9 protein-coding genes are annotated in these 12,963 nt (G+C 68.4%); 5 read left to right on the top strand and 4 right to left on the bottom strand.

Annotated features, from left to right (window positions below):
* Window positions 1-104: 104 nt before the first annotated feature.
* The 4 genes from GRI40_RS10040 to GRI40_RS14035 all read right to left on the bottom strand — a co-directional run bounded on the left by GRI40_RS10040 (window position 105) and on the right by GRI40_RS14035 (window position 3,429).
* On the bottom strand, window positions 105-1,283 hold the full coding sequence (locus GRI40_RS10040; RefSeq protein ID WP_160611192.1) for an acetyl-CoA C-acyltransferase: 1,179 nt from the start codon (window positions 1,281-1,283) through the stop codon (window positions 105-107).
* Between the two features lie 106 nt (window positions 1,284-1,389).
* The gene (locus tag GRI40_RS10035) at window positions 1,390-1,839 is read right to left on the bottom strand and encodes a MaoC family dehydratase (RefSeq protein WP_160611191.1); all 450 of its coding nucleotides are present in this window, start codon (window positions 1,837-1,839) and stop codon (window positions 1,390-1,392) included.
* Window positions 1,840-1,939: 100 nt separating this feature from the next.
* Window positions 1,940-3,307, bottom strand: a complete 1,368-nt coding sequence (locus GRI40_RS10030; RefSeq protein ID WP_160611190.1) for a DUF5935 domain-containing protein — start codon at window positions 3,305-3,307, stop codon at window positions 1,940-1,942.
* Window positions 3,304-3,429, bottom strand: a complete 126-nt coding sequence (locus tag GRI40_RS14035) for a hypothetical protein (protein ID WP_272916553.1) — start codon at window positions 3,427-3,429, stop codon at window positions 3,304-3,306. Before GRI40_RS14035 ends, GRI40_RS10030 begins: the two co-directional genes overlap by 4 nt.
* A 69-nt stretch (window positions 3,430-3,498) precedes the next feature.
* Here GRI40_RS14035 and GRI40_RS10025 point away from each other — a divergent pair, with 69 nt between their 5' ends.
* The 5 genes from GRI40_RS10025 (at window position 3,499) to GRI40_RS10005 (ending at window position 12,941) form a co-directional block, all read left to right on the top strand.
* Window positions 3,499-4,731: a TIGR04063 family PEP-CTERM/XrtA system glycosyltransferase gene (locus tag GRI40_RS10025; RefSeq protein ID WP_160611189.1), complete on the top strand. Its 1,233-nt coding sequence runs from the start codon at window positions 3,499-3,501 to the stop codon at window positions 4,729-4,731.
* A gap of 47 nt (window positions 4,732-4,778) precedes the next feature.
* Entirely contained in the window at window positions 4,779-5,564 is a 786-nt protein-coding gene (locus tag GRI40_RS10020) for a hypothetical protein (RefSeq protein WP_160611188.1), read from the top strand.
* A 204-nt stretch (window positions 5,565-5,768) separates the two neighbouring features.
* Complete coding sequence (gene gltB / locus GRI40_RS10015) at window positions 5,769-10,409, top strand: glutamate synthase large subunit (protein ID WP_160611187.1); 4,641 nt, start codon at window positions 5,769-5,771, stop codon at window positions 10,407-10,409.
* 31 nt (window positions 10,410-10,440) lie between these two features.
* A complete protein-coding gene (locus GRI40_RS10010) occupies window positions 10,441-11,877 on the top strand; it encodes a glutamate synthase small subunit (RefSeq protein ID WP_160611186.1) in 1,437 nt (478 codons plus the stop codon).
* A 137-nt stretch (window positions 11,878-12,014) separates the two neighbouring features.
* Window positions 12,015-12,941, top strand: coding sequence for a transferrin-binding protein-like solute binding protein (locus tag GRI40_RS10005; protein ID WP_160611185.1), 927 nt, complete (start codon window positions 12,015-12,017; stop codon window positions 12,939-12,941).
* Window positions 12,942-12,963 lie beyond the last annotated feature (22 nt).

The raw sequence follows: 12,963 nt of genomic DNA, 5'->3' as shown, positions 1-12,963 counted from the left end.
GCCGGATCAGACGGCAGGTAGATGCCCCGCCCCGGCCCGCAACGCAATCAGGCGATGCGCGTGGGGGCCGATGCGGAATCGAACGGGAATAGGCCGCCGGGCGCTTACAGGACTTCGAACAGCCCCGCCGCGCCCATGCCGCCGCCGACGCACATCGTCACCACGACATGCTTCGCCCCCCGGCGCTTGCCTTCGCGCAGGGCGTGGCCGACGCAGCGCGCGCCGGTCATGCCGTAGGGGTGCCCGATGGAGATCGACCCGCCGTTGACGTTCAGCAATTCGTTGGGGATGCCCAGCACGTCCTGGCAATAGAGCACCTGGACGGCGAATGCCTCGTTCAGTTCCCACAGGCCAATGTCGTCCATCTTCATCCCGAACCGGTCGAGCAGCTTGGGGATCGCATAGACCGGGCCGATGCCCATCTCGTCCGGTTCCGTACCCGCGACGGCCATGCCGACATAGCGGCCCATCGGCGCGAGGCCGCGCTTCGCCGCCACGCCCGCTTCCATCACGATGACCGCGGCCGATCCGTCAGAAAGCTGGCTGGCGTTGCCGGCGGTGATCGTGCCGCCTTCGATCACGGTCTTCAGGCCCTGGAGCCCTTCCAGCGTGGTATCCGGGCGATTGCCTTCGTCCTTGTTCAGCGTGATCTCGCGGTCGGAGATTTCGCCCGTCGACTTGTCCTGCACCTTCATCGTGGCGGTGACTTCGACGATCTCGTCATCGAACAGGCCGGCGGCCTGGGCCGCGGCGGTGCGCTGCTGCGACTGCAGGCCATAGGCGTCCTGCCGGTCGCGGCCGATGTTGTACCGGCTGGCGACCGTTTCGGCCGTTTGCAGCATCGGCATGTAGATGGCGCCGTGCATCGCCATCAGCGCGGGATCGGGCTGCACGCGCATATCCTTGGTCTGGACCAGGCTGATCGATTCCTGGCCGCCGGCGGCGACGATGTCCATCCGGTCGGTGATCACCTGCTTGGCGGCGGTGGCGATGCTCATCAGCCCGCTGGAGCACTGGCGGTCCATCGTCATGCCCGACACACTGATCGGGCAGCCGGCGCGCAGCGCGACGAGCCGCGCGAGGTTGCTGGACTGCGTGCCCTGCTGCAGCGCGCTGCCCCACAACACGTCGTCGATTTCGCCCGGTTCGATGCCGGCCCGCTCGATCGCGGGCTTGAGACTCAACGCGCCGAGCGTCGGGCCGAGCGTGTTGTTGAACGCGCCCTTGTATGCGCGGCCGATGGGGGTGCGGGCGGTGGAAACGATGACGGCGTCACGGGACATGGGAATTTTCCTAATGCGTGATCCCAGCGAAGGCTGGGGCGGGTGGGACTTGGTCGGACGTCGCCAAAGGGTGCGACGCGATCCCGGCTTTCGCCGGGTGACGGGTTTAGACGAAGAACTGCATGATCCATTCGGTGATCAGGGCGGGCTTGTCCTCGCCTTCGATCTCGATGGTGATCTCGTGCGTCTGCTGCCACTGGCCGGGGCGTTTTTCTTCAAGCTCGATCAGCTTCCAGTGGCCGCGGATGCGCTTGCCGCTGCGGACGGGCGAGATGAACCGTGTCTTGTTGCCGCCGTAGTTCACGCCCATTTTCACGCCGTCGACCTTGGGCAGGTCCGAATGGGCGCTGAGGTAGGGGATCATCGACAGCGTCAGGAACCCGTGGGCGATGGTCCCCCCAAACGGGGTCATCTTCGCCTTTTCCGCGTCGATGTGGATGAACTGGTGATCGCCCGTCGCGTCGGCGAACAGGTTGATCCGTTCCTGCGTCATCTCGACCCATTCGCTGGTGCCGACGTTCTGGCCGACCATGGCCTTGACTTCCTGCGGGGTCATCCGCGCCTCCTGCTGGTCCATCCGCCGCGCCGACCGTGGGCGCGCTGCGGCGGCTTCATGGCGCAGCGCGGCGCCTAGTGCAACGGCGCGGGCGCTGCCGTTACGGCATCCGGGGCCGTGCGCGGCGCGGGCGCGGCGTGGCGTCCGGGCGCGCGCCTGCCCGGCGAATCGGCCAGCCGCACCAGGTCCACAGCGCGCACTGCACGCCCAGCAGGGTAAGGATGAACGGCTGATAGGCGATCCCCTGGAACAGCGACCCGACGAGATAGACTGCCTGGGCCAGCTGCAGCGCGCCGGCCAGCGGCGCCTGCCATGTCTCGCCGGCGCCGGTGCGGTTCCTCCACCGCCGGCGGATCCGCTCCATCTGCCACAGGCCAAGCGCGTGAATCCACAGCCAGAGGACCAGGCCCGGCCACCCCTGTTCGCCCAGCATCTCGAACACCGCCGAATGATAGGCGCGAGCGCGGTCCGTCACCTCGACCATGCGGATCGACACCGTGCTGCCTTCCACCACCCGCTGCGGCAGGTGGTAGGTGAAGCTGTTGCCGCGATAGGCATCGAACCCGCCGCCCAGCGGGTGCTCCGCGGCGTAATCGATCGTCCAGTCCCATACCGCCATGCGCGTGGAGGCCGATTCGTCGCCCGCCGGGGTCTCGATCGTGCCCATCCGCTCCCAGTAGCTCTGCGGCACGAACGGCAGGGCCACGAGTGCGAGAGCGCCCGCGCCGGCGAGGTAGAGGAACCGCCGCTTCACGTCGCGCAGCAGCAGCACGGCCAGCGCCGCCGCGCACAGGAGCCCGGTGCGCGCCTCCGTCCCGATGGGGATCAGCAGGCATGACAGGATCAGCGCGTAACCGAACAGCTTTACTGCCCGCCCCGGCGGGAACACCGTGCCGTGCCGCATCAGCCAGACGATGATCGGGATGATCGCGATGGCCACCGTGGAGAGGGTGGAGCTTTCGTAGATGCCGGTATTGTCGTTCACGAACATCGTCAGGACGCCGTAGCCGCCGCCGCCCGTCGCCGTCTTGATGCCGCCATCGATGATGATCGCGCCCGCGGTCAGCACCATCGTCAGCAGGACCGCCTCGATCCGCAGCCGGGTGGTGAGGGCGAGCGGCACGAAGATGGCGAAGACCAGCGCCTTCCATACCCAGTCCCACTTGGCCGCCGCCGCTTCCGGGAAATCCGCGTGCATCGTGGTGAAGGCGCAGAGGGCCAGCAGCGCCAGCAGCAGGCCCTGACGGAACGTGAAGCGCGCGCCGTGCTTGCCGTCGATCAGCAGCCAGCCGCCAAACGCCGCGCAGAACGCGATCAGCGAGACCGGGAGGGCGGCAACGTATTCGTACCCGATCGTCTGCGGCGAAAGCGTGTCGATATAGACATAGGCGAGCACCCACAGGAACGGGCGCCGCAGCCCCAGCAGCAGCAGCGCCGCGATGAACGCCAGCAGCGCAAGGTCGATCATTCCGGCGCCTCGCCATCCTCGGCAGGGGAAGGATCGCGGTCGAGATCGGCCCGCGCGATCAGCCGTAGCGCCATGACCAGCAGCAGGCCGTGCGTCAGCGTGAGGGCGAACATGTCGATCATAGGATGCCGCTGCGGGTACCAGCCGGCGGTTGACGCGCCGTTAAGGCTATCGTGCGATTCCTCCGGGCCATGACCCGCGTGCTCCACGTCCTCGATCACTCGCTGCCGCTGCACAGCGGATATACCTTTCGCACGCGCGCCATCATGAAGGCGCAGGCGGCGCTCGGCCTCGACGTGCGCGGCGTGACCGGCTTGCGTCACGAAGCGCCGGGGCCGGCAGCGGCGGAGGTCGCGGACGGGCTCCTGTTCCACCGCACCGCCGGCGCGGCAGGCGGCCCCCCGGGCCTGCGCGAATGGCGCGAGGTGGCGCGGCTGGCGGACACCATCGGGCAGGTGGCGCGCGACTGGCGGCCCGACGTGCTCCACGCGCATTCACCGGCGCTGTGCGGGCACGCGGCGCTCCAGGCGGGGCGCGCGCTGGGCATTCCGGTGGTCTACGAGATTCGCGCCTTCTGGGAAGACGCGGCGGTAGGCAACGGCACGGGCCGTGCAGGCTCGCTTCGCTATCGCCTGACCCGCGCGCTGGAGAACGCCGCGGTCACCCAGGCGGACGCCGTGTTCACCATTTGCGCGGGCCTGCGCGACGATCTCGTCGCGCGCGGCCATGCGGCGGGGAAGATCGGCCTGTCGCCCAACGGCGTAGACCTTTCGCTGTTCGGCGATCCGCCCGCGCGCGACGATGCGCTGGCCAGGCGGATCGGGCTGGGGCCGGGCCCGGTTATCGGCTTCATCGGCAGCTTCTACGACTACGAAGGGCTGGACGACCTGATCGACGCCCTCCCCCGCCTGCGCCAGCGCCACCCTGACGCCGCGCTGCTGCTGGTCGGCGGCGGGCCGATGGACACGGCGCTGCGGGCGCGGGCGGCGGCATCGCCCGCGGCGCAGGCCATCCATTTCACCGGCCGCGTGCCGCACGCGGAGGTGGAGCGGTACTACGCCCTCATCGACGTGCTCGCCTATCCGCGCAAAGCGAGCCGGCTGACCGAACTCGTCACCCCGCTGAAGCCGCTGGAAGCCATGGCCCAGGGCCGCATCGTGGCGGCCAGCGACGTGGGCGGACACCGCGAGCTGATCGCGCACGGGATCACCGGCGCGCTGTTTCCGCCCGACGACCCGGCGGCTTGCGCCGATGCACTCGCCGACCTCGTGGACAACCGCGCCGATTGGCCCGCGATGCAGGGCCGGGCGCGGGCCCACGTGGCCGCGCACCACGACTGGGCCGAGAACGTGAGCCGTTATCTCAGCGTTTACCGGCACCTGATAGTCCGGCGCGCGAACGGGGACCTCCCCGCCGCGGCCTGACCGGCACGCGGACGGGCAGCGCTCCCCACGGCAACGGGGCAAGACGAGTGAGCGACAAGCAGACGCGCATGGCGGAGCATCAGGCATCCGTCACCGCGCACCCCGCATTCCCGGTGATCGTGTCCCTGTGGCTCGCGTCGCTGTGCGCGATCGCGGCGACGGCCCTGCCTGTCGCCCTGGTGGAGAGCCTCGCCCGGTCGAGCGGCCTCGCCGCCATCGCCGAAGCCGTGGACGCCGGGGCCCGCATCCCGGTCGTGCTGGCGGCATTCGTGCTGGGCGGTATCGCCGGCCTGTTCGTCGCGCGCCGCATCGCCGCCGCCAAGGCGCGCGCACGCGTCGCGGCAACGGAGGCGTCCCCAACGGGCCCAACGCGCCCCATCCTCGCCGTGGCGGACATCGGGAGCGACGGATTCGACGAACCCGAACCGGCCGCTGCCCCCTGCGAAGCAGCCGAACCTGCGGGAACCGACGCCACCATGGCTCCCGAAGACCGCCCCAACGACGAATCGGTCGAACATCCGCGCGCGCGGGGTGTCGAGGGCCGTCCCCTGAGCGAGCTCGGCACGGTCGAGCTGGTCGAACGCTTTGCGATCGCCCTCCAGCGCCACCGTGCCGAAGAGGCGGATCGCGGCGCGCGAGCGTACCCCGCCCCGCAGCCCCCGCTGCTGGCGGATGACGACGCAGACGCTTTCGTCAACGACAGCCATCGCGCGCCGGCGACGGCGAGCCCGTTCACCGCGCCGCGCGCACCGACGCGCCCCGGCGCGGACTTCCCGGAACAAGCGCTGCGCGATGCGCTGGCGAAGCTTGAGCGCCTGAGCCGCACAGCCTGATCGCCGCCACCCGGCTGGCCGCAGCGGGGAAAGCCGCGCTTTAGCCGGCTCAACTCCCCGCTCGGTTGCACGCGGTGAATCCTTTCGCCATTGCAGCATTTCGCGATCGTTTTGCTGCGTCCGGCTGCACGGCGGCTCGCGGTTCGTTGCCGAGTGCACCCCTGAAGGTGCGCCGGCCACCGCAAGAGGATGGACACGGGCCCGATGGATTTTCCGCCGACCCAGGGATTGTACGACCACCGGAACGAGCACGATGCCTGCGGCGTCGGGCTGCTGGCGCACATCAAGGGCGTGAAAAGCCACGACATCGTCACTCGGGCGCTGGAAATCCTTGCCAACCTCGACCACCGGGGCGCGGTCGGCGCCGACCCTCTGCTGGGCGACGGCGCGGGCATTCTGATCCAGATCCCCGATCCCCTGTTCCGCGACTGGGCGTCCCGCGAAGGGCGCGACCTGCCGGAGGCGGGCCGATATGCGGTGGCGCAGTGCATGATGCCGCAGGACGCGGCCGCCCGCGCATTCGTGACCGAACAGTTCGAGAAATTCGTCGCCAAGGAAGGCCAGCGCCTGGTCGGCTGGCGCGATGTGCCGACCACGGCGCAGGGGCTGGGCAAGGCGGTGATCGAATCGATGCCGGTCATGCGCCAGTGCGTGATAGCGATGGGCGCCAATTGCGCGGATCAGGACGCGTTCGAACGCAAGCTGATCGTCATCCGCAAGCAGACCCAGAACCCGCTCGCCAGGCAGGAAGCGAAGTTCGGCATCCCGGGCCTCACCCAGCTGTACATCCCCAGCTTTTCCAGCCGCACGATCGTGTACAAGGGGCTGCTGCTGGCGACCCAGGTCGGCAGTTTCTACGACGACCTGCGCGATCCGCGCTGCGTGAGCGCGCTCGGCCTCGTCCACCAACGGTTCTCCACCAACACGTTCCCCAGCTGGCGGCTGGCGCACCCATACCGGTTCATGGCGCACAACGGCGAGATCAACACAGTGCGCGGCAACGTCAACTGGATGAACGCGCGCCGGCGGACGATGGAATCGCCGCTGCTGGGCGCCGATCTCGACAAGCTGTGGCCGATCATTCCCCACGGGCAGAGCGATACCGCCTGCCTCGACAACGCGCTCGAACTGCTGCTGCTGGGCGGATACAGCCTTGCCCATGCGATGACGATGCTGATCCCGGAAGCGTGGGCGAAATCGCCCACGATGGACCCGGTCCGGCGCGCGTTCTACGAATACCACGCCGCCCTGATGGAGCCGTGGGACGGGCCGGCGGCGGTGTGCTTCACCGACGGCCGCCAGATCGGCGCCACGCTCGACCGTAACGGCCTGCGCCCCGCGCGCTACTGCGTGACGAAGGACGATCTCATCTGTCTCGCTTCGGAAAGCGGCGTGCTGCCGTTCGCCGAAGAGGACATCGTGCGCAAGTGGCGGCTCCAGCCCGGCCGCATGCTGCTGGTGGACATGGAGCAGGGCCGGATCATCGAGGACGAGGAACTGAAGGCCGGACTGGCCGGCGCGGAACCCTATGCCGAATGGCTGCGGGCCGCGCAGTACAAGCTGGAAGACCTCGACCAGATCGAACCGGAACTGAGCGCGGTGCCGGAACCTGCGACCGACCTGCTGCAGCGCCAGCAGGTGTTCGGCTATACGCAGGAGGACGTTTCCCGCTTCCTGGAGCCGATGGCCCAGGCGGGCGACGATCCCATCGGGTCGATGGGCACCGACACGCCCATCGCCGTGCTATCCGCCAGGCCGCGCCTGCTGTTCGATTACTTCAAGCAGAACTTCGCCCAGGTCACCAACCCGCCGATCGATCCGATTCGGGAAGAACTGGTGATGAGCCTCACCAGCATGATCGGGCCCCGGCCCAACCTGCTGGGGCGCGACGCCGGCACGCACAAGCGGCTGGAGGTCGGCCAGCCGATCCTGACCAATGACGATCTTGCCAAGATCCGCTCGGTGGAGGCGGCGCTCGACGGCGCGTTCCGCTGCGCCACCATCGACACCTGCTGGGATGCCGAAGCGGGGGCCGAGGGGCTGGAACTGGCGCTGAAGGAAATGTGCTGGGCGGCGACCGAAGCGGTGCTGCAGGATCACAACATCCTGGTTCTGAGCGACCGGGCGCAAGGGCCCGGCCGGGTGCCGATCCCCGCCTTGCTGGCGACCGCGGCGGTGCACCACCACCTCGTCCGCCAGGGCCTGCGGATGCAGACCGGGCTGGTCGTGGAAACCGGCGAGGCGCGCGAGGTCCACCACTTCTGCGTGCTGGCGGGATATGGCGCGGAAGCGGTCAATCCCTACGTGGCGTTCGAGACGCTGGAGGCGATCCGCGCCGCGCGCCTGCCGCACCTTGCCGAAGACGAAGTGCGCCGCAATTACGTGAAGGCGGTGGGCAAGGGCCTGCTCAAGGTCATGTCCAAGATGGGCATCAGCACGTACCAGTCCTATTGCGGGGCGCAGATCTTCGACGCGGTCGGCCTGTCGTCCGCCTTCGTCGATCGCTATTTCACCGGCACCGCCACGACCATCGAGGGCGCGGGCCTGGTGGAAGTGGCGGAAGAGGCGCTGCGCCGCCACGGCATCGCCTATGGCACGAGCCCGCTTTACGAACACATGCTGGATACCGGGGGCATCTACCAGTTCCGCCTGCGGGGCGAAGATCACGCCTGGACGCCCGGCTCCGTCGCCGACCTGCAGCACGCGGTGCGCGGCAACAGCCAGGACCGCTACGAAGCCTTCGCCGCCGCCGTCAACGACCAGTCGGAACGGCTGCTGACGATCCGCGGCCTGATGACGCTGAAGCCGGCCGACAGCCCGGTGCCGCTCGACGAGGTCGAGCCCGCCGCCGAGATCGTCAAGCGCTTCAGCACCGGGGCGATGAGCTTCGGATCGATCAGCCGCGAAGCGCACACCACGCTCGCCATCGCGATGAACCGCATCGGCGGCCGCTCCAACACCGGCGAAGGCGGGGAGGAGCCCGACCGTTTCACCCCCCTGCCGGGCGGCGACACCATGCGGTCGAAGATCAAGCAGGTCGCCAGCGGCCGCTTCGGGGTGACGACCGAATACCTCGTCAATGCGGACGATATCCAGATCAAGATGGCGCAGGGCGCCAAGCCCGGCGAAGGCGGCCAGCTGCCGGGCCACAAGGTGGACAAGGTGATCGGCAAGGTGCGCCACGCCACCCCCGGGGTCGGCCTCATCAGCCCGCCGCCGCATCACGATATCTATTCGATCGAGGACCTGGCGCAGCTCATCCACGATCTCAAGAACGTCAACCGGCAGGCCCGCATCTCGGTGAAGCTGGTGGCCGAAGTGGGTGTAGGAACCGTCGCCGCGGGCGTCGCCAAGTGCAAGGCGGACCACGTCACCATTTCGGGCTACGAAGGCGGCACCGGCGCCTCGCCGCTCACCTCGCTGACCCATGCCGGGTCCCCGTGGGAGATCGGCCTTGCCGAAACGCAGCAGACCCTGCTGCTCAACGATCTGCGCAGCCGCATCGCGGTACAGGTGGACGGGGGCCTCAGAACCGGGCGCGACGTCGCCATCGGTGCGCTGCTGGGCGCGGACGAGTTCGGCTTCGCCACCGCCCCGCTGATCGCCGCCGGCTGCATCATGATGCGCAAGTGCCACCTCAACACCTGTCCGGTCGGGGTCGCCACCCAGGACCCGGTGCTGCGCAAGCGCTTCACCGGCACGCCGGAACACGTCATCAACTACTTCTTCTTCGTGGCCGAGGAACTGCGCCGGATCATGGCCGGCATGGGTTTCCGCACCGTCGCGGAAATGGTCGGCCGGGTGGACCGGATCGACACCGCCCGCTGCGAACGCCACTGGAAGGCGCACGGTATCGATCTGTCACGGCTGCTCCACCGGGTCGCCCCGGCGGAAGGCGCCACGCTGTTCCATTCGCAGGAACAGGACCATGGCCTCGGCGGCGCGATGGACGTGGAACTCATCGCGGCCTGCAGTGATGCGCTTGAACGCGGTGTTCCGGTCCAAAAGAGAATTCTCATCCGCAACTCAAATCGCGCGACCGGGGCGATGCTGTCGGGCGAAATCGCCCGGCGCCACGGCCACGCGGGCCTTCCCGCCGACACCATCCGTCTCGATTTCACCGGGGTCGCCGGGCAGAGCTTCGGCGCCTGGCTCGCCCATGGCGTGACCCTCAGCCTGACCGGCGACGCCAACGATTACGTCGGCAAGGGCCTTTCCGGCGGCCGCATCGTCGTCCGCCAGCCGAAGGGGGTTGAAAGGGATCCGGGGGCCAACATTATCGTTGGCAATACAGTGCTTTACGGCGCGGTCGCGGGGGAGGCGTACTTCAATGGCGTGGCCGGCGAACGCTTCGCCGTGCGCAATTCCGGCGCGGTCGCGGTGGTGGAAGGCTGCGGCGATCACGGCTGCGAATACATGACCGGCGGGGCTGTCGTCGTGCTCGGTCCGACGGGTCGTAACTTCGCCGCGGGGATGAGCGGCGGGGTCGCCTATGTCTATGATCCGGAAGGGCATTTCACACCGCTCTGCAACCCCGCGCAAGTCGAACTGTCGTACGTATCGCCCGAGCGCGACGCCGAGGATGGCACCGGCCGCCCGCAGCAGCGCCCGCGCAACGTGGACGACATGGGCATGGGGGACATGCTCCGCCACGACGCGGAACGCCTGCGCGTGCTGATCGAGCGGCACAAGCTTCACACCGGCAGCGCGAAGGCGGCCGCGATCCTGGAGGATTGGGACAACGCCCTGCCCCGTTTCGTAAAGGTCATGCCGGTCGATTACGCCCGCGCGCTCCGCCAGCTGGAAGCCGAGCGCGCCGACGCGGAAATGGTGGCGGCGGAATGATGCGGGCTGACGACAAGGGAGTCATGTAAGCGTGGGCAAGGACACCGGCTTCCTCGAACAGGCCCGCAAGGATCGCGGCTACGCCGATCCCCGGGAACGGGTGCGCCATTACAAGGAGTTCGTGATTCCCCATGCCGAGCCCGACCTGCGGCTGCAGGCGGCGCGGTGCATGGATTGCGGCATTCCATACTGTCACAATGGTTGCCCGGTGAACAACCTGATCCCGGACTGGAACCACCTGGTCTACGAAGCCGACTGGAAGAACGCGCTCGATTCCCTGCATTCGACCAACAACTTCCCCGAATTCACGGGGCGCATCTGCCCCGCCCCGTGTGAGGCGGCGTGCACTCTCAACATCATCGACCAGCCCGTCACGATCAAGAGCATCGAATGCGCGATCGTGGACCGCGGCTGGCGCGAAGGTTGGATCGTGCCGGAGCCGCCGGCACGCAAGACCGGCAAGCGGGTCGCAGTCGTCGGCAGTGGTCCGGCGGGCCTCGCCTGCGCCCAGCAGCTCGCAAGGGTCGGCCATTCCGTGACCGTGTTCGAGAAGAGCGACCGGGTGGGCGGGCTGCTGCGATACGGCATCCCCGACTTCAAGATGGAAAAGCACCTCGTCAACCGGCGCGCGGTGCAGATGGAAGCCGAAGGGGTGAGCTTCCGCACCAGCACCGAAGTGGGCGTCGATGTCTCGTTCGCCTCGTTGAAGGAGAATTTCGACGCGGTGGTGCTGGCGGGCGGGGCGGAAGAACCGCGCCAGCTCCAAATCCCCGGGGCAGAGCTTTCGGGCGTGCGCCTGGCGATGGAATTCCTGACCCAGCAGAACAAGCGCAACGCTGGCGATGACGAAGTGCGCGCCGCTCCGCGCGGCAGCCTGATCGCCACGGGCAAGCGGGTCGTCGTGATCGGCGGCGGGGATACCGGCTCGGACTGCGTCGGCACCTCCAACCGGCAGGGCGCGGCGAGCGTCGTGCAACTTGAAATCATGCCGCGCCCGCCGGAGCGTGAGGACAAGGCGCTGACCTGGCCGCACTGGCCGCTGAAACTGCGCACTTCGACCAGCCACGAAGAAGGCGCGGAGCGCGACTGGGCGGTCCTTGCCAAGCGCGTGACGGGCGAAGGCGGCGCGGTGACCGGGCTCGAATGCGTGCGCGTGGAGTGGAGCGGCGGCCAGATGACCGAAGTTCCCGGCAGCGCGTTCAATATTCCGGCCGACCTCATCCTGCTGGCGATGGGCTTTATCGGGCCGCGCACCGCAGGTCTGATCGACCAGTCGGGCGCGGCACTCGACGCGCGCGGCAACGTCCGGGCAGACACCATCACTTATGCCACCAGCGAAAATGGCGTGTTCGCCTGCGGCGACATGCGGCGGGGACAGAGCCTGGTAGTCTGGGCGCTCCGCGAAGGGCGCCAGGCGGCGCATGCGGTCGACACCGCGCTGATGGGGCGCAGCGACCTGCCCCGCTGAGCCGCTCCGGACTGGCTGCCGGCTGCCGGCGGCGGCATCTGTCGCAAAGCACTTGCGGGACCTTCGCCAAGGCCGCTAGTCGCCCGCTTCCGCCCGCGATGCGCGGGCCCGATAATTCTGGACGAGGGAGCGTGACCGTGCGCCGCAAGATTGGACTTATGCTGAGCGCTGCCGTGAGCTGCGCCCTTCTCGCCGGTTGCTTTGGCGGCGGTGACGACGATTCATCGCCTGCGCCCACTCCCACTCCTTCGCCGACCGCTTCCCCCAGCCCGACCCCCACCCCCGCGCCGGTGGCGATCGACTTCGACTTCTCCAAGGCGTTCACCGACACGGCGACCAACGCGTCCTATATCTTCGCCTACTTCACCCCGACCGGCGGGGCCGAGGTGTGGAGCGACGGCATGCGTCGTGACGGGCAGAGCGGGATCACTTATGCTGTCTCGCCTGAAAGCGTCGCGTTCAGCTGGCCTGACAGCGCCACGCTCAGCACCTTCGGCGCCGCTGACCGCCAGACCGATACGGCCACCCGCCGCACGTATCGCAAAGGCAACGACGGGATCGTGCTGGAACGCCCCTTCCAGCACGTGTTGCGCGTGACGTACCATCGGATCGAAAACTTCGTGCGCGAATCGGTCAATGGAACGCTGCGCAGCAACCGGGTGACCCTGTTCTTCAACGAGGTCAGCACGACAAGCGCCATTACCTCGAACCTGAGCTACACGGGCACAGCCGAAGTAGCCGGCGGCAAGCCGGGGGCCGCCACCAGCACGTTCACCGCCTCGCCATCGACCTTCACCGTCACCGCCAGCGACAAGAAGCTCACCGGGTCGATCCAGATCCTGGAGACGGTGAACGGCGTCGCCACAGTGCGCGCGGTGCTGCCGATTTCCGCCACACTCAGCGCCAGCGAAGGCGTTTCGGGCGCGATCGACGATACGGCCAACGGCTTCAAGGGCACGTTCGTGGGCGCGCTCGCCGGTCCGTCGCGCGAAGAGATGGTCCTCATCTTCAACGTCGCGCACACGGACGGCCGGGAATTCATCGGCTCGGTGATCGCCAGCTGACCCACTTGGCCGCGCGGCGGGT

This window comes from Tsuneonella aeria, from assembly GCF_009827495.1.
GTDB classification, from domain to species: Bacteria; Pseudomonadota; Alphaproteobacteria; order Sphingomonadales; family Sphingomonadaceae; genus Tsuneonella; species Tsuneonella aeria.
This window is presented reverse-complemented; position numbering and strand designations above follow the sequence as displayed.